General features: G+C 38.2%; 22 protein-coding genes, 1 pseudogene and 1 other annotated feature. Of the genes and pseudogenes, 6 read left to right on the forward strand and 17 right to left on the reverse strand.

Annotated elements, in window-relative coordinates; all coding sequences use genetic code 11:
- Window positions 1-92: 92 nt before the first annotated feature.
- Window positions 93-1,862, reverse strand: a complete 1,770-nt coding sequence (gene efrB / locus IGJ03_RS10760; RefSeq protein WP_002365186.1) for a multidrug efflux ABC transporter subunit EfrB — start codon at window positions 1,860-1,862, stop codon at window positions 93-95.
- Window positions 1,859-3,586, reverse strand: coding sequence for a multidrug efflux ABC transporter subunit EfrA (gene efrA / locus IGJ03_RS10765; protein ID WP_173961954.1), 1,728 nt, complete (start codon window positions 3,584-3,586; stop codon window positions 1,859-1,861). The genes efrB and efrA overlap by 4 nt, the downstream gene beginning before the upstream one ends.
- Before the next feature lie 228 nt (window positions 3,587-3,814).
- Here efrA and IGJ03_RS10770 point away from each other — a divergent pair, with 228 nt between their 5' ends.
- The 3 genes from IGJ03_RS10770 to rnjA all read left to right on the forward strand — a co-directional run bounded on the left by IGJ03_RS10770 (window position 3,815) and on the right by rnjA (window position 6,405).
- The gene (locus IGJ03_RS10770; protein WP_002355126.1) at window positions 3,815-4,201 is read left to right on the forward strand and encodes a YbaN family protein; all 387 of its coding nucleotides are present in this window, start codon (window positions 3,815-3,817) and stop codon (window positions 4,199-4,201) included.
- 304 nt (window positions 4,202-4,505) lie between these two features.
- Window positions 4,506-4,718 (forward strand): DNA-directed RNA polymerase subunit epsilon, encoded by a 213-nt coding sequence (locus IGJ03_RS10775; protein ID WP_002355123.1) that lies wholly within the window; start codon window positions 4,506-4,508, stop codon window positions 4,716-4,718.
- Window position 4,719: 1 nt separating this feature from the next.
- Window positions 4,720-6,405 (forward strand): ribonuclease J1, encoded by a 1,686-nt coding sequence (gene rnjA, locus IGJ03_RS10780; protein WP_438711127.1) that lies wholly within the window; start codon window positions 4,720-4,722, stop codon window positions 6,403-6,405.
- 105 nt (window positions 6,406-6,510) lie between these two features.
- Here rnjA and IGJ03_RS10785 read toward each other — a convergent pair whose 3' ends face one another.
- The 4 genes and pseudogenes from IGJ03_RS10785 to IGJ03_RS10800 all read right to left on the reverse strand — a co-directional run bounded on the left by IGJ03_RS10785 (window position 6,511) and on the right by IGJ03_RS10800 (window position 9,585).
- A complete protein-coding gene (locus IGJ03_RS10785; protein WP_002355121.1) occupies window positions 6,511-6,711 on the reverse strand; it encodes a cold-shock protein in 201 nt (66 codons plus the stop codon).
- 153 nt (window positions 6,712-6,864) lie between these two features.
- Window positions 6,865-7,563, reverse strand: a pseudogene (gene radC / locus IGJ03_RS10790) (RadC family protein).
- A gap of 56 nt (window positions 7,564-7,619) precedes the next feature.
- Window positions 7,620-8,279, reverse strand: coding sequence for an HAD family hydrolase (locus IGJ03_RS10795; protein ID WP_016616796.1), 660 nt, complete (start codon window positions 8,277-8,279; stop codon window positions 7,620-7,622).
- Complete coding sequence (locus tag IGJ03_RS10800; protein ID WP_202573673.1) at window positions 8,263-9,585, reverse strand: bifunctional folylpolyglutamate synthase/dihydrofolate synthase; 1,323 nt, start codon at window positions 9,583-9,585, stop codon at window positions 8,263-8,265. Before IGJ03_RS10800 ends, IGJ03_RS10795 begins: the two co-directional genes overlap by 17 nt.
- A 248-nt stretch (window positions 9,586-9,833) precedes the next feature.
- Here IGJ03_RS10800 and IGJ03_RS10805 point away from each other — a divergent pair, with 248 nt between their 5' ends.
- A complete protein-coding gene (locus IGJ03_RS10805; RefSeq protein ID WP_202573674.1) occupies window positions 9,834-12,398 on the forward strand; it encodes a YfhO family protein in 2,565 nt (854 codons plus the stop codon).
- On the forward strand, window positions 12,391-12,990 hold the full coding sequence (locus tag IGJ03_RS10810; RefSeq protein WP_002355114.1) for a TVP38/TMEM64 family protein: 600 nt from the start codon (window positions 12,391-12,393) through the stop codon (window positions 12,988-12,990). Before IGJ03_RS10805 ends, IGJ03_RS10810 begins: the two co-directional genes overlap by 8 nt.
- Before the next feature lie 46 nt (window positions 12,991-13,036).
- On the opposite strand, the gene IGJ03_RS10815 is transcribed toward IGJ03_RS10810, so the two are convergent.
- The 7 genes from IGJ03_RS10815 to IGJ03_RS10845 form a co-directional block, all read right to left on the reverse strand.
- A complete protein-coding gene (locus IGJ03_RS10815; RefSeq protein ID WP_002375712.1) occupies window positions 13,037-15,679 on the reverse strand; it encodes a valine--tRNA ligase in 2,643 nt (880 codons plus the stop codon).
- Window positions 15,680-15,782: 103 nt separating this feature from the next.
- Window positions 15,783-16,022: a binding site (T-box leader), on the reverse strand.
- Window positions 16,023-16,071: 49 nt separating this feature from the next.
- A complete protein-coding gene (gene tpx / locus IGJ03_RS10820; RefSeq protein WP_002355111.1) occupies window positions 16,072-16,560 on the reverse strand; it encodes a thiol peroxidase in 489 nt (162 codons plus the stop codon).
- 63 nt (window positions 16,561-16,623) lie between these two features.
- Entirely contained in the window at window positions 16,624-17,271 is a 648-nt protein-coding gene (locus tag IGJ03_RS10825) for a redox-sensing transcriptional repressor Rex (RefSeq protein WP_002365189.1), read from the reverse strand.
- A 129-nt stretch (window positions 17,272-17,400) separates the two neighbouring features.
- Window positions 17,401-18,615, reverse strand: coding sequence for a tRNA uracil 4-sulfurtransferase ThiI (gene thiI / locus IGJ03_RS10830; RefSeq protein WP_002359156.1), 1,215 nt, complete (start codon window positions 18,613-18,615; stop codon window positions 17,401-17,403).
- A gap of 159 nt (window positions 18,616-18,774) precedes the next feature.
- The gene (locus IGJ03_RS10835) at window positions 18,775-20,088 is read right to left on the reverse strand and encodes an NCS2 family permease (RefSeq protein WP_002355107.1); all 1,314 of its coding nucleotides are present in this window, start codon (window positions 20,086-20,088) and stop codon (window positions 18,775-18,777) included.
- A 180-nt stretch (window positions 20,089-20,268) separates the two neighbouring features.
- Entirely contained in the window at window positions 20,269-21,006 is a 738-nt protein-coding gene (locus IGJ03_RS10840; protein ID WP_002355106.1) for an SDR family oxidoreductase, read from the reverse strand.
- Entirely contained in the window at window positions 21,006-21,587 is a 582-nt protein-coding gene (locus IGJ03_RS10845) for a DapH/DapD/GlmU-related protein (RefSeq protein WP_002355105.1), read from the reverse strand. Before IGJ03_RS10845 ends, IGJ03_RS10840 begins: the two co-directional genes overlap by 1 nt.
- Window positions 21,588-21,694: 107 nt before the next feature.
- On the opposite strand from IGJ03_RS10845, the gene IGJ03_RS10850 reads away from it, so the two are divergent.
- Complete coding sequence (locus IGJ03_RS10850) at window positions 21,695-22,579, forward strand: LysR family transcriptional regulator (protein ID WP_002370030.1); 885 nt, start codon at window positions 21,695-21,697, stop codon at window positions 22,577-22,579.
- Between the two features lie 19 nt (window positions 22,580-22,598).
- Here IGJ03_RS10850 and rbsU read toward each other — a convergent pair whose 3' ends face one another.
- From rbsU to rbsR, 4 genes are all read right to left on the reverse strand, one after another.
- Window positions 22,599-23,486, reverse strand: coding sequence for a ribose/proton symporter RbsU (gene rbsU / locus IGJ03_RS10855; protein ID WP_429861450.1), 888 nt, complete (start codon window positions 23,484-23,486; stop codon window positions 22,599-22,601).
- 20 nt (window positions 23,487-23,506) lie between these two features.
- Entirely contained in the window at window positions 23,507-23,902 is a 396-nt protein-coding gene (gene rbsD / locus IGJ03_RS10860) for a D-ribose pyranase (RefSeq protein ID WP_002355102.1), read from the reverse strand.
- A gap of 15 nt (window positions 23,903-23,917) precedes the next feature.
- Entirely contained in the window at window positions 23,918-24,835 is a 918-nt protein-coding gene (rbsK, locus tag IGJ03_RS10865) for a ribokinase (RefSeq protein WP_002381157.1), read from the reverse strand.
- A 91-nt stretch (window positions 24,836-24,926) separates the two neighbouring features.
- Window positions 24,927-25,922, reverse strand: coding sequence for a ribose utilization transcriptional repressor RbsR (rbsR, locus tag IGJ03_RS10870; protein ID WP_002375704.1), 996 nt, complete (start codon window positions 25,920-25,922; stop codon window positions 24,927-24,929).
- Between the last annotated feature and the right edge of the window lie 61 nt (window positions 25,923-25,983).

Consider the following 25,983-nt stretch of genomic DNA (forward strand, 5'->3'; position numbering starts at 1 on the left):
GTCACCTCTTTTCATTAAGTATAGACAAGAATTCCTCACTTTCATAGTAAAAAAGACAAGAAAAACGACTGTCTTTTCAGACAGCCGTTTTTTTATTCCTCATAGTCGCCTTCTTCAGCAAATTGACTATTGTATAGTTTTTCATAGAAGCCACCTTGTTCCAGCAACTCATGATGCGTACCTTTTTCAATGATTTCTCCTTGTTTCATAACAAGAATTAAATCAGCTTCACGAATAGTTGATAGGCGGTGGGCAATAACGAAACTCGTTCGTCCTTCCATAACACGATCCATTGCTTTTTGAATTAAGGCTTCCAAGCGTGTATCGACTGAACTAGTCGCCTCATCTAAAATCAAAATTTTCGGATCAGAAATTACCGCTCGGGCAATGGTCAACAATTGTTTTTGACCAAGGGAAACGTTATCTCCCTCAGAATTGATTTCCATTTCATACCCGTCTGGCATTGTCCGAATGAAGTGATCCACATTGGCCGTTTTCGCTGCATCGACAACTTCATAATCCGTGGCATCCAACTTCCCAAAACGAATGTTATCTGCAATGGTACCTTTATACAACCAAGCATCTTGCAATACCATTCCAAATACAGATCGGACATCACTACGGTTCATTTTTTTCGTGTCAATACCATCAATTTTAATGGCGCCTTCTGTTACATCATAAAAACGCATCAGTAAGTTGATTAAGGTTGTTTTCCCAGCGCCAGTTGGTCCCACAATCGCAACCATTTGGCCCGCATCAACTTTAAAGTTCAAATTACGAATTAACGGTTTTTCTGGGTCATAACTAAAGCTGACATTTTCAAATTCAACAGAGCCTAAAATAGGTTCTGGTAAAGGAACATCTTGTTCGTTAAGTTCTTCTTCTGGTTCATCTAGGATTTCAAAAATCCGCATGGTCGAAGCTGAAGCGCTTTGTAAAGCTGCAGACAACTGCGTAATATTCCCCATTGGTTGGCTAATTTGCCAAATATATTGAATAAACGCTTGTAATTGCCCCACTACAATCACACCAGCAACCACATAGTAACTACCAAGGACAGCTACCCCGATATAGGTCCCATAAGCGGTCATCTGAACCAATGGCAACATTAATCCTGAGATAAAGGATGCTTTGAAACCAAAACCATTTAAACGATGATTGACTTGTTTAAAGCCTTCAAGGGTTTCTTTTTCCCGACCATATAGTTTTAAAACACTGAACCCAGTCATATTTTCTTGGACATAACCATTTAAGTCTCCTAAAGAATTTTGCATTCCTTGGAAATATTTCTGGGAGATTTTAACAATTGTTCTGGAAATAATCAGAGACAACGGAATCATAATCACTGAAAAAATCGCCATCAGCGGATTGATTAAGAACATCATCACTACCGCCATCACAATACCTAAGACTGCTGAAACAATATTGATAAAACTTTGTTGCATCGCATTGCTGACAGCATCCACATCGTTCGTCACCCGTGACAAAATATTTCCTTGTTGGTTCTTATCAAAATAAGAAACTGGCAAACGATTGATTTTTTCTTCAATATCGCGACGTAAATCGCGCATGGATTGTTGAACGACATTCGTCATTAAAAAGCCTGACAAAAATTGTGCCACACAATAACCTGTTCCCACAACTAAAATCCAAATTAAACATTGGATTACATAATCAAAATTAATGGATTCGCCAGCCGCAATATTACGGCTAATTTCTGTCGTTGGTAATCCAGTCAAATAAGGCAACGCTGCATTAAAGGCAACGGTTAATATTGTAAATAAAATAACTAAATAAAACGTCACTCGGTACGGTTTAATATAGCGACCGATTCGTTTCATAGAAGAAAAGGCGTGTTTCATGCTAATTCCTCCTCTGACAATTGAGAAGCCGCAATATCATAGTAAATTGGACAAGTCTCAAGTAATTCACGATGTGTGCCAATTCCGACCACGTCGCCTTCGTTTAAAACAACAATGCGGTCCGCATGCATAATTGTTCCAACACGTTGTGCCACAATTAAAACAGTGGATTCTGTTGTTTCTTTTTTCAGACGCGCTCGTAAATTTGCATCTGTTTGATAATCTAACGCAGAAAAACTATCATCAAATATATAAATTTCCGGATTGCGAATAATCGCCCGTGCGATAGCTAAACGTTGTTTTTGACCACCAGAAAAGTTCGTGCCACCTTCTGAAAGAGGTTCATCATAGCCTTGCGGTTTTTGTGAAACAAATTCTGTGGCTTGAGCAATGTCAATTGCTCGTTCCATTTCTTCTAACGTCGCATCTTCCTTACCGTAGCGAAGGTTATCAGCAATTGTACCAGTAAAAAGTAACGCTTTTTGTGGAATATAGCCAATCTTATTGCGTAATGCACTAAGTTGGTACTCTTTTACGTTCACTCCATCGATTAAAATTTCACCTTCTGATACATCATAAAACCGTGGAATCAATTGAATTAATGTTGATTTCCCACTACCTGTGCTCCCAATGAAGGCCACTGTTTCACCAGGTGACGCCTTAAAACTTACATTGCGGATGACTGGGCTTTCCGCATGTCCAGGATAGGCAAAGGTTACATTTTTAAACTCTAGATAGCCTTTAGTAGCTGTTTCTGTTACGCCTTCTTCTTCACGAATAGCTGGTTTCATGTCTAAGGCTTCTTGAATCCGCGAAGCCGAAACCGCAGCCCGCGGATACATCATAAAGACACTGGCAAATAACATAAACGAGAACAGCGCATGAAAAATATATTCAATAAAAGCAATTAAATTCCCAACTTCTAAATCCCCATGGCTGATTTGAACAGTCCCGCTCCAAATGATTAAGACCATCACAATATTAAATAAGAAAAAGAACCCTGGTTGGGCTGCTGCCATTAAACGAAACAGACTTTTTGAACTTTTAGTGTAAGTTTCATTGACTTTATTAAAACGAGATTCTTCAAATTTTTCATTAACAAATGCGCGTATTACCCGCAATCCAGAAAGATTTTCTCTTAAAATCCCGTTGATTCCATCTAAGTTCTTTTGTTGCTTTTTAGATAACGGTTCTGACAAACGAGCAATCCCGACAACTGCTAGCAGCAGAAAAGGCAAGGCACCTAAAACGTACATTCCTAACGAGGGACTCGTTCGCATCACCATGTAAAGACTGGCAATAAACATCACTGGCGTCATAAAGCCAAGACGTAAAATATTTCCCATGAAGAGCATAATTTGGTATGCATCATTGGTAGTTCGCGTAATTAAGGAAGAAACCCCAATACTTTCATATTCACTGTGTGAGAAAGTTTGAATCTTTTCAAATAAATCATCACGAATATCACGAACAATGTTTGTTGTAATTCTGGCACCAAAGTACCCCAGCAAAATATTCATTGCGACACCAATAATCGTAATTACAACCATCCAAATCCCTTGCTGATAAATATAGTCCATATCTTTAGGAATAATTCCTTTGTCAATCATTCGTGCTAAAATGGTCGGCAAGCCTAATTCAATTAAAATAAAACCAAACACACAAATAAAATCAGCGAAAAGTAATTTCTTATAACGCATTGTGTAACGCCACATTAACTTCAATTAATCATCTCCTTCTTATCTTACTTTAAATTTTCTAGTACTCCCACTGTATCAAAAAGAAATCGGTAATACAAGCTGTCTGGCTAGAAAAAACAGCCTTTCTCTTTCTATCCTTTCTCTTTTAGATTTTCTAAAAAATAGATAATTTTAATGATTTACTTATACGATTAAAATTGCTACTTCCTTTTGATTGTGCCATAATTGGGAAAAACTGAAAGGACCCTTTGAATGAAAAAATTATTCTTCATTTTTCTCGGTTCCTGTACGTTTGCTTTAGGCACGTTAGGAATCTTTTTGCCGCTTTTACCCACCACTGGTTTTTATTTATTAACGGCCTTTTTTTGGATGCGTAGTTCAGATAAACTTTATAACAAATTTTTAGCTTCTTCTTATTATCAAAAATACATCCAAGAAGCCTTCTTTGAGAAAAAAATTACTCGTAAAGGCAAATGGAAACTATTTATTTCCATGTTTCTTTTATTTGCCATTCCGTGTTTAATTGTCCGAAATACGTTGATGACTACGACTTTAGCGATTGTTTATTTAGCTCACGTGATTGGCTTAAGTTGGTATTGGCGTCCTAAAAAAAAGGCACTCGAACTTGATCAAGAATAAGGCGAAACAAGAAGTTTGTTTTTTTTAAAAGTCCAGTGAGTGTTTCTATACTTCCTTATCATTCTATGATAAAATAAGCTTAATTGTTGTTATTCACAACACACGGGACGGTTGAAAAAGAACACATAAAATCAAATACCCAGAATGAAGCAAAGTCGAGGCTTCATTTCATCATTAACAGATGTTTTTGATGAGCATTCTTTTTTAGGTGATCAGCACCTCGTTTTGTTGTGTTTAATTTTCTGTCTTAAAATGAAAAAAACTATAAATTGCTACTATTAGTAGCTGAAGGAGAAATGAATCGATGATTTACAAAGTATACTATCAAGAAACAAAAATCAGAAACCCAAAAAGAGAAGACACAAAATCTCTTTACATGGAAGCCGATAGCGATGTAATCGTGCGCCAATTAGTTGAAGAAAATACCCCATACAATATTGAATACGTTCAATTATTAGACGAAAAACATCTTGCTTACGAGCAAGAACATGCGGACTTCACTCTAACGGAGTTTTAACATGAAAGTAAACATAAAAAATAACGAAACTGGCGTTTTTGCAATCGGTGGTTTAGGCGAAATTGGAAAAAACACATATGGGGTACAATTCCAAGATGAAATTATCATTATTGATGCTGGGATCAAATTCCCAGAAGATGATTTACTTGGGATTGACTATGTGATTCCAGATTATAGCTACATCGTTCAAAATTTGCATAAAGTCAAAGCACTCGTTATTACCCACGGTCACGAAGACCATATTGGTGGCGTTCCTTATCTTTTACGTCAAGCGAATATCCCAATCTATGCGGGACCACTAGCCTTGGCTTTAATTACCAACAAACTAGATGAACATGGTTTATTGCGAGAAGCGGAATTACACGAAATTAATGAAGATACGGTGATTCGTTTTAGAAAAACAGCGATTAGCTTTTTCCGGACGACTCACAGTATTCCTGATGCCTTGGGCGTTGTGGTTAAAACGCCTTCTGGTAACATTGTCGCAACAGGTGACTTTAAGTTTGACTTTACACCCGTTGGCGAGCCAGCCAACTTACACAGAATGGCGAAATTAGGTGAAGAAGGCGTCCTTTGTCTTCTTTCAGACAGTACCAATGCTGAAATACCCACCTTTACAAAATCCGAAAAAACAATTGGGACCTCTATTTTAAAAATCTTTGAAAAAATTGATGGTCGGATTATCTTTGCCAGTTTTGCTTCAAACATTTTCCGTTTACAACAAGCTGCTGATGCAGCCGTGAAAACCGGTCGCAAAATTGCTGTTTTTGGTCGTAGCATGGAAAATGCCATTGTCAATGGCGAACGCTTAGGCTACATCAAAGTGCCCAAAGGAACGTTTGTCGATGCGGCGGAACTGAATCAATTGCCAGCAAATGAAACAATGATTTTATGTACTGGCTCTCAAGGAGAACCTATGGCCGCGCTTAGTCGGATTGCTAACGGTACACATCGCCAAATTAGTATTCAACCAGGCGATACGGTTGTTTTCTCAAGTTCACCAATTCCTGGGAATACGACAAGCGTTAACCGTTTAATCAACTTATTATCTGAAGCCGGTGCGGAAGTTATCCACGGAAAAATCAATAATATCCATACTTCTGGTCACGGTGGACAAGAAGAGCAAAAATTAATGCTTCGCTTGATGAAGCCTAAATATTTCATGCCTGTTCATGGTGAATTTAGAATGTTAAAAATCCATGCTTCGCTCGCTCAAGATACAGGGGTTCCTGAAGAAAATTGCTTTATCATGGGCAACGGCGATGTCTTAGCTTTAACGGCTGATAGCGCACGTCCTGCTGGTCACTTCAATGCTAATGACGTGTACGTTGATGGAAATGGTGTCGGTGATATCGGGAATGTTGTTTTACGGGATCGTCGTATCTTATCTGAAGAAGGTTTAGTTTTAGCGGTAGCAACAGTTGATATTAAAAATAAAGAAATTATGGCTGGTCCAGACATTCTTTCCCGTGGTTTTGTCTACATGCGTGAGTCTGGTGATATGATTCATGAAGGCCAACGTCTTTTATTCAATGCTCTACGTGAAGCAATGAAAGATAAAAACTGTACCGAAACAAAATTAGGCGAAGCCATGACGACCGCTTTACAGCCTTTCTTGTTTGAACAAACAGAACGTCATCCAATGATTCTGCCAATGATTATGACTGCCACAGTTAGTGATCAATAAAGCTCTCATTTAATAGAGAAGAAAAATGCTTGTCCATTTTTCTTCTCTATTTTTTCTAACAAAAAAACACCTAACATGCGTTAGGTGTTTTTGGATTATTTTTTATTAGTTTTTTTCTACGTTAACTGCTTGAGGGCCACGGTCTGAATCTTCAACATCGAAAGTCACTGCTTGACCTTCTTCTAAAGTTTTGAAACCATCACCTTGGATAGCTGAGAAGTGTACGAATACGTCGCTTCCGTCTTCGCGTGAGATAAACCCAAAACCTTTTTCTGCGTTAAACCATTTTACTGTTCCTTGTTCCATTCTTTTGTTCCTCCTCGTGCATTTGCACATAAATAGTCGTAACTTTGCTCGCTTCCAATAGAATATTTAAAAAAATTTAAAAAGTCTACATAATTCCAAACAAGATTACCCTTTCATTTTACACGTGATAAAATATTTTTGCAAGAATTGTCCTCATTCTGAAGCAAAAAAATTCTCTTCTCTCAAACTAATGTATCCGCTATCACCAACAATAATATGATCCAACAATTGAATCCCCATCATTTCGCCACATTCTTCCATTCGTTTGGTAAATTGAATATCTTGTGGAGACGGTGTCGGATTGCCAGATGGATGATTATGAGCTAATAGTATGCGAGCAGAAGAATATTTAACCGCTTCCCGAAAAATTTCGCGTGGATGAGCAATACTTTGATTCAGTGAACCTTTGAAAATCGTTTTCTGTTGGATAATGTCATTCTTGGTATTCAAGTAAATACAAATTAAATGTTCTTGTTGCAGCCCCTTCATCTCTTAGAGTAATCGTTGAGCGACTTGTTGACTGGACGTAACTTTGCCAAATTTGATTTGACTACTTTGATAAATTCGACACCCCAATTCAATGGCCGCACGTAATTCAATGGCTTTCACTTGTCCAATACCTTTAATAGCCATTAACTCGTTCAACGTGGCTTGCTGCAAATAAGAAAGTTGCTTAAACTGTTTTAATAGCGTTGCGGCAACAGTCATCACGTCTGCTTCTTTTGAGCCAGTTCGTAACAGAATCGCCAACAACTCTTGATTCGATAATGCTTTTTCTCCTATCGCTAAGAGCCGTTCTCGTGGTAAACAATCACTCGGCATCTCGCGAATAAACAGATCCGATACTTGCATAAAAAAAACCTCCTTTGCTAGTCATTAATAAACTACGCAAAGGAGTGTTGTTTTTATTATTTTAAATAATGTGGCGCTTGATGTAAACTCTCCAAGACATGTAATGTTTTCTCTTGGATAACTTCAGTTGGTTGCAATAAATCAGGTACCATGATCACTGGAATGCCCGCACTATGAGCCGCACTTACCCCATGAAATGAGTCTTCGAAAATCAAGGTTTTCGGGGCTTCTGTTCCTAAAAGTTGACGAGCTTTTTGAAAAATTTCTGGGTCCGGTTTTGCTCGTTTAACATCCTCTGCTGAAACGATCCCTACAAAACGATCCTGAATCCCAGCATGGCTTAATAACATTTCAATTGCTGGACGGACGTTACTTGAAGCAACTAATCGAGGAATTTTTTGATCATCTAAAAAGTCAAGGAATTCCACCACCCCTGGTTTTAAAGGGACGTTACCAGATCGAAACTCTTGCAGGGTATCCTCATAAGAACGGCGGATAAATTCTTCCACTGTGTCGTGACCATAGGACGCATAAATACGTCGGTAATTCTCTTGTACTTCTTCATCGGAAATCCCAACATAGTCTAAATAGACTTCTTTACTATATGGTAACCCCATTGCATCTGCTACTTTTTGAGTAGATGTATAGTAAATCAACTCCGTATCAAAAAGCAACCCATCCATATCAAAAATTACGCCATCAAATTTCTTCATCATTTCCTCCTATAGTTAAAAGTAATTCTCTTACTTGAGAAACAAAATATAATGAACCTGTTACTAATAATAAATCATCTGTCGACATTTTTTCTAAAATTTCGCCTAAGCCAAATTGCCATAAAGACACAATTTCTGTTAAATCGTCTTCATATTTTTCCATTTCTGTAAGTGCAATAGCTTTAGGATAATCGAAGCTAGTTAAGTAAAGATGCGCATTCGATACTTGCTTTAAGTCCTGAATCATCTCATCCACATCTTTAGTTGCTAAAGCTGAAAATAAAATATGAATCGTGTGTTGTGGAAACTCTTTGCGCAAGTTTTCAACTAAGCGTTTTACTGCGTGATCATTGTGGGCACCATCTAAAACAATCAACGGTTCATCACTAAGACGTTCCATTCGAGCTGGCCATTGCGCTTTAGCTAACCCTTGAGTAATGTCTCGTTCTTTAAACGGCAAATGTTGTAGTTGGCAATACTTGTCAAATAATTGAATAGCTACCGCCGCGTTTTCTACTTGGTGACGCCCCAACAAGGGAACTTTAATCTTTGTCAGTTTGCCCATTTCTCCATAGAAATTAAATATTTCCCCCCATTGTGTGTCAGGATGTAGATATTCCACTTGATACTCTTTGCCAAAACGAAAAATTGGACTCTGTTTTTCTTGTGCGACTTTTTCAATGACTGCTAGCGCATCAGCACAAATATTGCCTGTTACTACTGGGACTTTTTCTTTAATAATACCCGCTTTTTGATAGGCAATTTCAGCAATTGTTTCACCTAAAATTTCTGTGTGATCCTTCCCAATTGTCGTAATTCCCGTCAATATTGGCTTCACGACATTGGTGCTATCAAGTAATCCACCTAAGCCAACTTCAACAACTGCGATATCCACTTGTTCATTCACGAAATAGTCCAAGGCCATTCCTGTCAATGTTTCGAATTCTGTAATTCCAGCCACTTCAGTGATTTGGTCTAATTCTTTAATGATTGGTTGATACTTTTCCACATAGGTAATCAATTGTTCGTCTGAAATTGGTTGACCATTTATCGCAATTCTTTCATTAAATGATTCAATATAAGGAGAGGTAAAGGTTCCGACTTTCAAGCCCATTTCTTCTAATAGACAGCGTAAATATGTCACGGTTGAGCCTTTACCATTGGTTCCTGCGATATGAATCGTTGGCACTTTGTTTTCTGGATGATCAATTTTTTCTAATAACGCATTAATCCGATCCAAACCAGGTCTTGAGCCAAAGGGTAACCGGCTATGAATCCATTCAATGGCTTCTTCTATTGTTAATTGCATCTTGTCCAACTCCTTGTCTTCTTCTACATTATAACCAAGTTAGGTGACTTTTTCACTAATAACCAATTGAAACTTTTTCTTGAAAATTTTTTGCATTTTTCATAATTTTGCGTTATTAGCGGATACATTAATGAACTTATGGTAAACTAACATTCTGGATGGTTCGTTCCAGCCAGCCAATTAAAAACTATTTTTAGAGCGTTCAACACGCTTATTCATGATTTTTTTATAAAGGTGGACTTATTTTGATGAAAAACAAATCGAAGCTTTTATGGTTAGGAAGTTTTTTCTTGCCGTTTTTACTTCTATTGCTTGTATGGATGACATTACAACTTGCGCCTTTTGGTGACAACAACTTATTAGTTAGTGATTTAGGCACACAATACATGCCTTTCTTGAGTTTTTTAAAACGCTCTTTTCACGAGGGAATAACTACATTCTACTCTTTTTCCAATGAGATTGGTGAATCGATTGTTCCTTTGGCAGCCTATTACTTACTGAGCCCTTTTAATGTGTTGGCTTTCTTTTTTCCTTATGAACAATTACCTATAGCAATTTTATGGATTATTACCTTAAAACTTGCCTTGATGGGCACTACGATGTTTAGCTATTTAAAATACACCTATCAAAAAGTTGATGGCACCACGTTACTTTTTTCAACGTCCTATAGTTTCTGTGGCTTTGTCACCGTCTATAGCCAAAACTTTATGTGGTTGGATGCACTGATTCTATTCCCGCTTATCTTATTGGGACTCCAACGTTTATGGGATCAACGCAAATGGGGCTTATACAGTATCACCCTATTTTTAGCGATTGTGACGAATTACTACATGGGTTATATGATTTGTCTCTTTGCTGTTTTGTACAGTATCTATTGGTTCTTTAAAAAGAATACCCAAGCCCATGCTATTCGGCAATTTTTTAAACAAAGTCCGTTATTCATCCTCGTTTCTTTTTTAACAGGAACCGCAACTAGTTTTTTATTATTACCTGCAGCAGAAGGGATGCTCTATACAAAAAAAGCAGATTTTGATGTCTCGACGTTCTTTTTAACGCCTAAGTTCAACACTTCGTTCTTCTCGCAATTAGGCTTAGGTTCTATTAATTATGAGTTGCGTTTAGACCATTTACCAACCGTTTTTGCTGGATTATTTGTGACACTCCTCTGTGTTGCCTATTTTCAAACGAAACAAATTGCGTTAAAAGAAAGAATAGCTTCAGCAATTCTTTTATTCATTCTCTTTTTAAGCTTTTGGTTAGAAGCCTTTAACACTGTCTGGCACATGTTTCAAAGCCCAGCTGGGTTCCCTTACCGAAATGTCTTTATCTTTAGCTTTTTATTGATTGTCTTTGCCTATGAAGTTTGGCTTAAAAAAGTGACCATTCCTTGGTCCGCACCTATTATTTTTAGTCTGCTGTTAGTCATTGGCTACGGATCTTTGTATTATGGTCCACAAAAGAATCTCTTAATTTCGATCAATTATTTATGGCTAAGTTTACTTTTTATTTGGTTGATTTTCTTTTGCTTGCGTTTAGCACACAAAAAGGCCTTAAGAAACTATGTAGTCGTTGCTTTATTCTTACTGGTCAGCACAGAATTAACAACGAATTTCTGGATTTCTTTTAAACACATGCCCTTTGGTAGCCAAGCAACATTTGCCCAAGATTACCGAAAACACAGCCAATTAATCGATGAAAAAATGGCCTCAGCACCAGAACTTTATCGCATGAAACAAGTCATTCCTTCCAAAGAAACAGGGTTCCGTGAAATCAATAACGGCTACAACAATCCTTTACTTTATGGCTATGCTGGCGTTTCTAGCTATACTTCGACTTTAACTGCCACTACCCAAGACACATTAAGTGCGCTAGGTTTATATCGAAAAAATGATCGCCGGATTGCTTATGTGGATAATTCACAACTAACCAATTTACTTTTAAATGTGAAATATGACTTTTTACCAATTGAAAAACCTACGAGTGAAAAATTGCTAAAAACAGTTGGTTCCACAAAAATCATGGAAAATGATGAAGCAATCGGTATGGGCTTTTTGGCGCCAACCGCATTAACCAAGTTAAAATTAGCAAAAAATAATCCTTTAGATGCCCAAGAAGAACTCCTGCAAATGCTCGTGCCGACGGATAAACCTTACTTTAAAACAGCTTCGTTGATAAATGAACCTCATCATACCAACGAAACAATTGAAGCAACCTTTAAAGTGAATAGCACTGGCGACTTGCATCTTTATATTCCGAATTTAAAATGGAAAAAGGTTACACAATTGAAGGTAAACCAACAAGTTATCTCGACGCCAATTTATATTGCAACCAATCAGCTGTTCAATTTAGGGCATTTTGAAAAAGGAACTACCGTGACCCTGTCACTAACTGCTGAACAAGTGGTTGATTTAACTAATTGGCAGCTTCAAACTTTAGACCAAACAGCCTTTAATCTTGCGGTTGACAAATTACGCCAACAAGCTCTTCACGTGAATGCAACTAAAAAAGGCCATTTAAATGGCGCACTGAATGTACCTGGAAATGACACTCAGTTACTGTATACGTCCATTCCTTATGACCAAGATTGGCAAGTCAAATCGTCGCTACAAAAAGAACCATTAAAAACACAACGCATTCTAGGTGGCTTTTTAGCTGTTGAAGTCCCAGCTGGCAAACAGCAGTTAACCTTTGCCTATCATCCAAGAATGATTTATCTCGGCACTGCCGTCAGCGGAACGATTTTACTGGGAACGGCTGGTTATCTTGGGTTTAAAAAATACCGTCGAAAACGTCAGGAGGCCACTCATGACTAATCAGAAAAAATTTTTAAATGGACTCATTCGGTGGTTACCCCTAGTTGGACTGGTGCTTTTCTTCGGCTTAATTTTATGGGGATATTCCAGAGGAATTTTTCATTCTGTTGCTTCCTTGCAAGCTTTTATTAAACAGTTTGGTAACTATGCGGTTCTGTGTTTCATTCTTTTACAAATCGTCCAAGTGATTATTCCTATTCTACCTGGAGGAATCTCTTCTGTTGCAGGAATGTTGATGTTTGGCAATTTGCAAGGCCTTTTGTATAGCTATCTTGGGTTGATTATTGGTGAGTTTATTGGCTTTTTACTGGTTCGTTACTATGGACGTAGCTTTGTAAAAATAATCCTTTCACCCAATAAATACAAAAAATTTGAAGAGATTTTAGACAAAAATGAACACAATGTCAAAAAGCTCTTAATCTTTACTATGTTAGTCCCCTTCGCTCCAGATGATATTGTTTGTTTAGTGGCGGGAATTACAGATATATCTTTAAAGGAATTCATGAAAATTGTTCTTTTATTGAAATTCTGGTCTGTGGCTACTTACAGCTATTTAATGTTGTATTTGTTTCAATTATTTGGCAAATTATAACAAAAAGACAACAAAACCAAACGTTGGTTTTGTTGTCTTTTCTTTTTTAGATTGAACGTAATTGGGCAATCCGTTCTTTGACAGCCTCTTGTTTTTCAAGGTAGTCTTTTTCTTTTGCACGTTCTGCTTCTACGACCTCATCTGGTGCATTTGACACAAAACGTTCATTTGAAAGTTTGCCTTGCACACGTTTGACTTCTTTTGTCCATTTGTCTAATTCTTTTTCTAAGCGAGCAATTTCTTCCTCGATATTAATCAACCCAGCTAATGGTAGGAATAGTTCTGCGCCTGTTAAAACAGCGGACATGGCTAATTCTGGCGCTTCTATTTCACGACTGATGACTAATTCCTCTGGGTTACAGAAGCGTTCCAAGTAGCTAGTATTAGCTGTTAAAAATTCTTCTACTTCTGTATCGTTTGTTTTAATTAACAAAGTAATTGGTTTAGAAAGTGGTGTATTCACTTCTGCTCGAATATTCCGAACCGAACGAATAACTTCCTTCAGAACTTCCATTCCTCGAGCTGCTGCTTCATCGTTAAATTCTTCATGAACAACTGGGTACTCTGCCACAACCAATGACTCACCTTGATGCGGAATTTTTTCCCAAATTTCTTCTGTTACAAATGGCATAATTGGATGCAATAAGCGTAAGATTTGATCCAATGTGTACACCAAGATGCTCCGTGTTGTTTGTTTAGCTGCTTCATTTTCTCCGTAAAGAATTTCTTTACTCATTTCAATATACCAATCACAGAAATCATCCCAGATGAAGTTGTATAATTGGCGACCTGCTTCACCGAATTCAAAGCGATCAAATAATTCTGTCACACGGGCGACTGTTTCGTTTAAGCGCGTTAAAATCCAACGATCAGCGACAGTCTTTTCACCACTAAAGTCAATATCTGCAGCAGTCATACCTTCTACATTCATAATAACGAAACGACTTGCATTCCAAATCTTATTGATAAAGTTCCAAGAAGCATCCATTTTTTCATAACTAAAACGAACATCTTGACCAGGTGCTGAACCATTTGATAAGAACCAACGTAACGCATCTGCGCCATATTTTTCGATGACATCCATTGGATCAATCCCATTCCCCAATGATTTACTCATTTTGCGTCCTTGCTCATCACGAATTAAGCCGTGAATTAAGACATTTTGGAAGGGACGTTCGCCTGTAAACTCTAAGCTTTGGAAAATCATACGACTTACCCAAAAGGCAATAATATCATAGCCAGTAACTAATGTGCTTGTTGGGAAGTAACGTTGATAATCTTCGCTTGCTTCGTCCGGCCAACCCATCGTTGAAAATGGCCATAATGCAGAACTAAACCATGTATCTAAGACATCACTATCTTGAACCCAGTTTTCACTGTCGGCTGGTGCTTCCATCCCAACATACATCTCACCCGTTTCTTTGTGATACCAAGCAGGAATTTGATGGCCCCACCATAATTGTCGCGAAATAACCCAGTCATGAATATTTTCCATCCAACGTAAAAATGTTTGATTGAAGCGTGGTGGATAAAATTCAACAGCGTCTTCTGTTTTTTGATTTTCTATTGCTTTTTCAGCTAATGGTCCCATTTTTACAAACCATTGGGTCGATAAACGAGGTTCCACGACAACGCCTGTTCGTTCTGAATGGCCCACGCTGTGATTCATTGTTTCGATCTTAATTAAGCGACCTAATTCTTTCAAGTCAGAGACAATCGCTTTACGTGCAGCAAAACGATCCATTCCTTCATATTTTCCAGCCAGTTCATTCATCGTGCCGTCTTCGTTCATAACATTTACTCGAGGTAAGTCATGACGATTACCGACTTCAAAGTCATTTGGATCATGAGCAGGTGTGATTTTTACAACCCCTGTTCCAAATTCCATATCTACATAGTCATCTGCAATAATTGGAATTTCTTTATCGACTAATGGCAAGACAACTGTCTTACCAATAAGTTCTTGATACCGTTCATCTTCTGGATGGACCGCAATCGCCGTATCTCCCAACATTGTTTCAGGACGCGTTGTCGCAATTTCAACAACGCCAGAACCATCTGATAATGGGTAGCTCATGTGGTAAAAAGCTCCTTCAATATCTTTATGGATTACTTCGATATCAGACAATGCTGTTTTCGCTTTTGGATCCCAGTTAATGATATATTCACCACGGTAAATCAAATCTTTCTCGTAAAGAGAGACAAACACTTTACGAACGGCCTCAGATAGCCCTTCATCTAAAGTAAAACGTTCACGGCTGTAATCTAAAGAAAGGCCCATTTTTGCCCACTGTTCACGAATGTGAGAAGCATATTCTTCTTTCCATTCCCACACTTGATCAACAAATTTTTCACGACCTAAGTCGTAACGTGAAATTCCTTGTTGTGCTAGTTTCTCTTCTACTTTTGCTTGCGTGGCAATTCCGGCATGGTCCATTCCTGGTAGCCATAACGTATCAAAGCCTTGCATTCTTTTTTGGCGGATAATCATATCTTGTAATGTTGTATCCCAAGCATGCCCTAAGTGTAGTTTTCCTGTTACATTGGGTGGTGGAATAACAATTGAATAGGGCTTCGCTTTTTTGTCGCCACTTGGTTTAAATAAATCTTGATCTAGCCATTTTTGATAACGGCCAGCTTCGATTTCTGTCGGTTGATATTTCGTTGGTAAGTTTTTTTCTTCTGACATTTTTTCCCCTTCTTTCTTAAAATACGCGATTTGGAGCGGTAATTATTTTACAAATGAGTTTTTTTGGGCTAAACACTAAAATACGCCCTAAAATACTTTCGTATTTTAGGGCGTAGATTCATCTTATTTACGCGGTACCACCTAAATTGCATTTGAATTGAATTCATTCAAATGCCACTCATTCGTGAGATAACGTTCACGAAACGAATCGTTCTACTAACGTACTGTGTTCAAACCATTGACTCACAAGCTACCTTCTCACTGGTTGTGTAAAAGTCTTGCACCTGAACGACTTTTTCTCTAAAACGACGCCAATGATACTCCTCTTGTTCGCTGTCTTTGCTTCATTCTACAATGAAGCGCAAGCAAAGTCAATTTGTAATCTAGAGGGATTACACTTTTTTTGCAGCTTCTAACGCTTGTTGATAATCGGGTTCCGACGAAACTTCTGAGACGATTTCTTCATAAACTAACGTTCCTTCTGGGTCAATCACAAAAATAGCACGTGCTAAACGGCCCATTTCTGGAATATACAAACCATAAGCTGCACCAAATGAGTCTTCAGTATCATGAAGCATTTCCATTTCGACACCTTCAGCGGCACACCAATTTGCTTGTTCTTCAACTGTGTTATTGGAAATCGTGATAATCTGAACACCGTCTAATTTCGCCGCTTCTTGATTGAAACGTTTCGTTTGCAGTGAACAAACACGTGTGTCGATATCAGGAACCACACTAATTAAAACCGTTTTACCTTTATAATCTGCCAAGTTGATTTCTTGGTTGTTTAAATTTTTCAAAGAAAAGACGGGAGCTTTTGTGCCAACTTTAGGCTGCTCACCTGTCAATTCTAATACGTGCCCTTTTCTTGTAACATTCATTCTGAAATCCTCCTTTTCCACTTTCAATAATAAGTATAGTAGAGGATTTTTATGAAGACAATTTTATTGCTTTGGGCTATTTGCTAGTGAAAAAGTTTCATTAAAATAAATCAGCGTTTGCAGTTCCGTAGTTAAATCAATATACTGCACACTAACGTTGGCTGGCACACTGACACGGTCTGGCGCAAAATTTAAAATCGCAGTCACACCCGCTTGTACAATTTTGTCGATGGCTTTTTGGGCATGGTGACTTGGTACTGTAGAAATGGCTACCGTGACCCCTTCTTGTCGAACGAATGCTTCTAACTCAGACATATCATGAACTAATAATCCATTAATCGTGGTGCCAACTAAAGCTGAATCATTATCAAAAGCACAGACAATATTCAAATTCTCGTTGCGTCTAAAATTATTTTTTAATAATGCCTTGCCTAAATTGCCACAACCAATCAGAGCAATTCTTTTTTCTTCTTGCGTATTTAAAATATTACTAAATACCTCAATTAAATACGGCACATCGTAACCATAACCGCTTCGGCCCAGTTCACCAACGTGGGAAAAATCACGCCGAATCGTTGCAGAAGGAATCTGGATCATTTCACTAAACTCTCGTGATTTAATGCGTTTAACACCAGAATCCCCTAACATTTTTAAATAACGTAAATAAACCGGCAAACGTTTTGCCGTTGCTTTAGGCATTTTTTTCTCCATCCTCTGTCCTCCTTGTTACCTACTTCACATATTCAGTTTATCACGGTTCCCCTCTCCGAGCAACTTGTTTGTGAAATAAGTACAAAATAAATACAGTGACGGTCGCTTAGACGTCACTGTATTTATTGCTTATAGGAAATCTGCAAATTCGTCTTCTTGTTTATCTTTCGCTGTTTCTGCTGAAATCTCTGTAATTTTGAGTCCTTCTAAGGCCCGAGCCATTAAACCTTCCAAGTCTAAGCGCGCTTCATAATCTTGCGCTTTATCCAAACGAGGTCGTGTTTTCGGTTGCGGTGGCGCAAAAATTGTACAACAATCTTCGAAGGGTTGGATGGCTAATTCAAACGTGTCAATTTTTTCGGCAATTTCGATAATTTCTGTCTTATCCATTGAAACAACGGGTCGAATTATCGGTGTTGAGGTAACCTCATTAATTGCTACCATACTTTGAAGTGTTTGCGAAGCTACTTGTCCTAACGATTCACCATTAATAATGACTAAACCTTTCCGCATTTCACGAATTGCATCTGTTAAGCGTAACATTAAACGTCGTGTAATGGTCATTAAGTAGCCTTGGGGAACAACTCGTTTTATTTCTTCTTGAATTTCTGTAAAGGGCACTTCAATAAATTGAATAGTTCCTACATAAGGGACTAATTTTTCAGCTAAATCTTTAGCCTTTTGTAACGCTTGTTCACTTGTATAAGGCGGACTAGCAAAATGGACAGCTTCCACTTCCACGCCACGTTTCATAGCTAAATAACCAGCAACTGGTGAATCAATGCCTCCTGACAACATCAACATACCACGACCACTGGTGCCCACTGGCAATCCACCCGCACCGCGAATCGTTTCATAAGATAAATACGCCGCATCTTTACGAATTTCAATTCTTAAGTTAATATCAGGCTTTTTCATTTGTACTTGAATTTCCGGAATGGCTTCAATAACAGCCCCACCTAATTCTTGATTCAAGCCATTTGAATCAAGTTCAAATGAATGGTCCGAGCGTTTAGCAGTAATTTTAAACGTCTTACCTGGCGTATAAACTTCCCGAACAACCTCTTGAACCATTGCACGAATCGCTGGCATTTCTTTTTCAATACGAATACTTGGCGAAAAATTTTGAATCCCAAACACTTTACTTAGTTTCGGAATCACTTCTTCACTATCTTCCCCATTTAATAAAATATGCATTCTATCTCTATCTGCATGGATTTTCAATGCTGGAAAATCAGCTAACGCACGTTTCACATTTTGTGCTAACTGCATGATAAACGTTTTACGATTTTTTCCTTTAGTTGATAATTCGCCATAGCGAACCATAATTTCTGTATACTTCACTCAATTAATTCCTCTCTGTTCCTGTATCTTCACAGGTCAATGTCTTTGCAAATTATACATCAAATAAGGGGCGTTTTTCTAGTGCTTAGTCGAAAAAAAATAGTTGATTCATAAGTTCATTGTCTTATGAATCAACTATTTGATAACTTTCTCTCTTACTTATTGCGCATTCAGGATCCACATGAATCCGACAAAAACAAAGAACAAGCCATACATAATTGGCGAAACTTCTTTCCCACGTTTTGCCGCAATCATTGTAATTGGATAGAAGATAAAGCCTAAGGCAATCCCATCTGAAATGCTATATGTCAATGGCATTCCTAACAAGATTAAGAAGGAAGGGATTGCAATTTCCATCTCGTTCCATTTAATTTTGCTTAAGGATTGTGCCATCAAAACGCCAACAATAATCAACGCTGGTGCTGTAACTTGCGAAGTGACAACTGCTAACAAAGGAGAAAATAGCAAGCTGAAAATAAATAAAATCCCCGTTGTAATAGCTGTGATTCCTGAACGACCACCCACAGCAATCCCCGCAGATGATTCGACATATGCGCCAACTGGCGATGTCCCTAGTAGAGAACCAGCTAACATCGCTGTTGAATCAGCGGCTAAAGCTTTCCCCACACGCGGCATTTTATTGTCCTTCATAAAACCTGCTTGATTGGCTAAACCCACCAACGTACCAGCGGTATCAAAGAATGTTACTAATAGGAACGTTAAAACCACGACCCACATTTGAATCGTATTGATATCTTTCACATGTCCTAACGCCACTAAAAATGTTGGTTCTAAACTTGGCGCGCTTGAAATAATCTTATCAGGCATTGGAATAACCCCTGTCGCTAAACCAACAATCGTTGAAATCGCCATCCCAATAAAAATACCACCAGGCACTCGACGAACTAACAGAATTGCAGTTACGACCAAACCGACAATGGTGACCCACGTTGAGCCAACGTTCAAAGGTCCTAAGCCAACGAGTGTCGCATCATTAGCCACAATTAAGCCACCTTGGCTTAAACCAAGAAAAGCAATAAACAACCCGATCCCACCTGAAATAGCAAATTTCAAGTCTGCAGGAATTGCATCAATAATTAGCTCGCGTAATTTAAAAATTGTAATTAAAATAAATATCAATGAAGCCACAAAAACGCCTGCTAATGTCGTTTGCCAAGGAATCCCCATACCAACAGAGACTGAATAAGCAAAGAATGCATTAATTCCTAAAGCTGGTGCTGTCGCAATCGGATATTTCGCCAACACACCCATTAAAATACAACCTAAGGCACTCGCTAAAGCGGTGGCAGTAAAAACAGCGCCTTCGTCCATGCCAGAAGCACCAAGTACGGTTGGATTAACGAACAAAATATACGCCATTGAGATAAATGTGGTGAAACCAGCTAACATTTCTCGTTTCATATTCGTATTCAATTGTTCAAGTTCAAAATATGAACTTATTTTTTCTTTCATGTTCCGTCCTCCTAAAATCTAAACATTTTACAATGTTCGTAAAATATTCAATTTATTAATGAAACAACGTGTTTAATCATATAATAAACCAACAAATAAGTAAATATCAAATTCTAAATTCTGTAAAAAACGAACAATCACGATTAAAAAAAGTATTCCTTTCTAGGAATACTTTTTAAATTAAATCGTTTGTGTGGTCGGGCGAACAACCATTTCACTGATTGACATACGATCTGGCGTGTCTATGGCAAAGACCACTGCTTGCGCAATGTCTTCCGCCTTTAAGCCCCAACTTAACTGTTCTAGATGTAACGTTTCAGCTACTACTCGATTAGAAATTGTTTGATAAAGTTCTGTTTGTACAGCACCTGGTGAAATAATCGTTGATTTAATGTTATTCTCTCTTTGTTCTTGTCGCAATCCTTCCATAATTGCTCGAACAGCAAACTTTGTTCCACAGTAGACAGCCGAATCTGGATAAACGACATGTCCTGCCACAGAATCAGTAGTAATAATCTGCCCTGATTTTTGTTCAACCATAATTGGAAGAACTGCCGCAATGCCATTTAAAACACCCATAATATTAATATCTAGCATTTGACGCCATTCTCCTTTTGGTGCTTCAATAAGAGGCGCCGTTGGCATAACTCCTGCATTGTTAAAAAGAACATCAATTCGTCCATATTTTTCCATTGTAAGCTTGATTACACGCTGAACTTCCTCTTCTTTCGTTACATCTGCTTGTTGCACGAGAATCGTTGCTTCAGGAAGTTCTTTTTTTATAGCAATTAAACGTTCTTGTCGACGTGCTGCAATGACTAACTTCGCTCCTTTTCTGGCAAGTAAACGGGCTGTTGCCTCACCGATGCCACTGGAAGCGCCCATGATAACAATAACTTTTTCTGATAATGATTTCATTATATTTCCTCCTTATCTTCCTGAATCCAACGAATAATTTTAGCTGGTGTTCCTGCAACAATAGCGTTAGCTGGCACATCTTTAGTTACAGTCGCATTAGCTGCTACGATAGCATTTTCACCAATCGTAATACCTGGTAAAACAGTGACACCCGCACCTAACCACGCAAATTTTTTAATGGTAATTGGTGCTAGCAATACGCCTCGCCGTTTCATTGGCAGTTCCGGATGATTGACACTTAAGAGATTAACGCGCGGACCAATTAAAACATTGTCTTCAATTATAATGCCCCCTAAATCAACAAACATAGCTGCCCGATTAATAAAAATATTTTTACCAAAATGTATATTGCGTCCAAAATCTGTATAAAAAGGCAATAAAATCGTAACAGTTTCGTCAATTTTGTCTTGGATAATCGTGGCAAGAAGATTCCTTACTTCATTATGTGTATAGGCTTGTTGATTTAATTCTATTAAATAGCGACTATTTTCCTCTTGAATCTGATGAATAAGTTGAAATAGTGGTTCATCTTTATCAATGCTACCTGTTGCAATTAGTTCTTGGAGATTTTTTGTAAGCATTCCTAATCGCCTCCTTTTGCTAAATTTATCGTAATACGTGACAACTCCTCTGTCTAATACTTATAATAAATAGATAAGTATGCGTTTTAGTTATAGGAGGGAAAGTAATGGAATTACGAGTGATTCACTATTTCTTAGCAGTGGTCCAAGAAAAAACGATTAGTGGCGCAGCCAAACAATTGCATGTATCACAACCAACATTATCTAAGCAATTAAAAGAATTAGAGGAAGAATTAGGCGTGACATTATTTATACGAGGAAATCGACAAATACAATTAACACCTGAAGGAGAATATTTAGCTAAACAAGGGCAAGATATTTTAAGCTTAGCGAATAAAACAGTCACCAACTTGTCGCAAAATGAATTCATTAATGGCGAAATCACGATTGGTGGCGGCGAAACAAAAGCTATGTCTTTTTTAGCGAATGCACTACAACAAATAACAAGCCAGCACTCAGCTGATATTCACCTTCATTTATACAGTGGGAATGCAGATGATGTAATAGAACGGCTAGACAAAGGATTATTAGATTTTGGTTTAATTATTGAGCCTGCACCTAAACAAAAATATAGCTATTTAACATTACCAGTTGTAGATACATGGGGCTTAATTACTGTAAAGGACCATCCCTTAGCCACTAAAAATGTTATTACTGCAGCCGATTTAAAAGAAGAACCTTTATTTATTTCTCGACAAGCACAAGTTCCGAGCCAACTCTCTGATTGGCTCGAAGCAAGTCTAGATCAGTTCCGAATCGTTGGGACCTACAACTTACTTTACAACGCTTCACTGATGGTAGAAGCTGGGCTAGGTAGCGCCCTAAGCATTGATGGTATTCTAGAAACAAAGCAAACAAATTTACGTTTTATCCCGCTATATCCTGCTTTAACAGCCAAAATTAGTTTAATTTGGCGCAAAAATACGGTTCTTTCCACAGCTGCTGCATTATTTTTAGAACAAATAAAAAAAAGTATTCAACGCCCTGAATAATAGGTCGTTGAATACTTTTTTAAATCATCACTGTGATCGTAGCTGCTGCCAAAATCAAAACTAAGCCGATAATCGTTACGGTCATTTCCTTGGCTGTTTTCTTTTGACCTAAGAACCAAATACCTGTCAACGTTGCAAGCACAACTGATGTTTGGGATAGAATAAAGCCAGTTGCCAAGCCGTTCATATCTGGCTGCGCTGAAATTAAATAAGTTAACGCTGCAAAGGCGAAGAAAAAGCCTGAAAAAATTTGTTTGTAAGAAACAGTTTCTATAAATGGCGATGTTTCCCCACCCTTAATAGTGACAACTGCTGAATAAATAACTGCGACAATTACCATGCCTATTGCTTGTGGTAAAAAGGCATGCATGCCATCAATTGCCGTCGCTTGGGGTGCTGCAGAGTACGCCCAATAGCCGATTTCACCAACGGCTAATAGAAGAACTGCTTTTTTCATAATCCCAGCACTCTCAGCGGATTCCGTTTCCGACCAGACCGTCATTTTGGCACCAATCATGATTAACACTAAGGCAAATGCGCCTAACAATTTGGCTGTCACACCTGGCCAGTTTCCTAAGAAAAAGACACCCCAGAGAGAAGCCCCTAAAAGTTGGAACGCGGTCGTTACTGGCATGGCACGTGATGAACCAATCATCGTGAAGCATTTAAATGTAATGATTTGCGCACAGGCCCAACCGACACCAGATAAAATTGAAAAGAATAAATCCATGCCCGCTGGAAAAGCCAAACCATTAATCATTGAAAAAACAGCGGCAAAAATCAATGTTCCTAAACTGGTACCGAGAATTTGATTCACCGGACGTCCACCAATTTTTGAAGCAATTGTTGGAAAAAGCCCCCAACCTAGAAGCGGTCCTAAACCGATTAATAATGCAGTCGCATTCATCTCTATTTCCCCTCTCTCGTTTAAAAGACAACGTTACTTTCTAATAAAATATTTGCGTATGGGGTCATTTCCCCTGTCCGAATAAATGCATGGCAGTTGTTTAATTCTTGTTTCATTTCTGTATGAGGAATAAAACTGATGGGAGTTTCTGGTAAACGAGTTTTAATTGCTGTCAACATGTCAGGATTTTCTGTTTTAATTTCTTCTGCTAAATAAATTCGTTGAACTGCCAATTCCTCAAGGACATTGTTTAAAACTTCCATAAAACTAGGGACGCCATTGGTAACTGCTAAATCAATTTTTTCTGTAGTCCGAGGCACTGGCATGCCTGCATCACCAATACTTAATTTATCAAAATGACCCATTTGTGCGATAACGCGGGAAATATCTGAATTAATAACTTTTGTTTTTTTCATGTCGCTCGCTCCTTTTTATTTGTCTGCCAATTCGTGTTGATAAGGAATCGAAGGTTGGGCTCCAAAACGTTGAACAGTCAACGAGGACGCCTTGTTTCCATAACGAATAGCTTCTTCCAAATTGCTAAAGTCTTTCTCTAATATACTACTTAATGCGCCAATAAAAGTATCGCCAGCAGCCGTTGTATCAACCGCTTTCACTTTAAAAGCAGGCACAATACCACTTCGTCCATTGACGTCATAAAAGGCGCCTTTACTACCTACTGTAATAATTACTGCTTCAATCCCTAATTGATGAAGTGCTTCTGCGGCTTTACGCATACTCGCTTCATCTGTGATTTTAATGCCTGTTAAAATTTCGGTTTCTGTTTCATTTGGTACAATCATATCTGTAACGTTTAGTAATTCTTCAGGAACTTGTTCTAACGCAGGTGCGGGATTTAAAATCGTTTTGACGCCTGCTTTTTTAGCAATTTTAAACGCTGCAATCGTACTATCAATCGCACTTTCAAATTGGGCAATCACAAAATCACTTTTTTCAATAATTTCTTGATGTTCCTGGACTTGTTTTGGCGTAAAGGCGTTATTGGCTCCCGCGTAAATCATAATGCTATTTTCACCAGCGTTATCTACCATAATAAAGGCTTGGCCAGTAGCTGTTTTTTCTAAAGTGGTGACCCCAGTTAAATTAATTTCATCTTGACTCATTAAATCAGTCATCATAGCTCCAGCGCCATCATTTCCCACAGCACCAATAAAATATGTTTCTGCGCCTGAACGTTTCGCTGCGACTGCTTGGTTTGCTCCTTTACCACCACCCGCTGTAAAATGTTCAATGGCGTGAATTGTTTCGCCTGGCTTTGGCATTTCTTTGACTCTTAATGTTGTGTCTAAATTGATACTTCCGATAATTGTAACCGCGTTCATTTTCATCCACCTCAATAAAATTTATTTTTTCATTCTAATTAAAACGTTTTAGTAAAACGTTTTAATTCCACAACAAAAATATAGCACACCTTGAAAGCTATTTCAAGGGTGCTGTCGAAAATCGTTCAATCAGTTGGACAGGCAAGGTTTGCTCCTCCCAATCTTTTGCAGGCTGATGGATTCTTTCCAATAATAAAGTCGCCGTAGTTTGCCCCAATTGAAAAACAGGTTGAGCAATTGTTGTTAGCGGCGGCGAAACATATTCGCACATATCAACATTGTCATAACCAATAATACTATAATCCTCAGGAATTTTTTTGCCCGCTTCTGCTAATCCTCGATATAAACCAAAAGCAATTTCATCATTGATAGCAAAAATTCCGGTGCTCTCTGTTTTTAAAATTTCGGGGACAGCTTGGTAGCCGCCGGTTTTTGATAATTCTGTTTCGATCAACTGGATCTTTTCCGTATAAACAGAACAAAAACCTTTTAACCGTTGCTGAATATTGACTGGCGCATGTGGTGGCATTACCACGACGACCTGTTCATGTCGTTGCTCTTGTAAATGCTCTGCTGCTAGTTGCCCACCTCTATAATCGTCTGTCAAAACAGCGTCGCTAAAGCCTTCTGCTTTTTTTTGGTCAAGTACAATAAACGGAATCTTTTTCGCACGTAGCGTTTCATTAATCGTTTGATTGGAAATTTCAGAACTTGCAATCACAAAACCATCGACACTGCGACGAATCAACTCTGTTAAATATTCATGTTCTCTTGTAACATCTTGGTCCGCATTGCATAACATCAGTATAAAATTTTCTTTGTATAAAACACTTTCAATTCCTCGAATCAATTGCGCAAAAAATGGGTTGGTAATATCAGGTACGATTACGCCAATCGTCTTACTTTTTTTCATCACCATACGTTGCGCAAAATAGTCGGGTTGATAGTTTAATCGCTCTTTTGCAGCCAATACTTTTTCGACCGTTTTCCCACTAAACCGTGCCCCATTCCCGTTTAAAATTTGTGAAACGGTAGTAATGGAGACACCTGAGTCATTGGCAACATCTTTAATTGTAACCTTTTTATTTGTCATCCTAGTTCTCTCCTTGCCGTGAACGCGCCCATTCACCGGACCTCTTAATCTCATTTAATTT

This window comes from Enterococcus sp. DIV1315a (assembly GCF_051712325.1).
GTDB lineage: Bacteria > Bacillota > Bacilli > Lactobacillales > Enterococcaceae > Enterococcus > Enterococcus faecalis.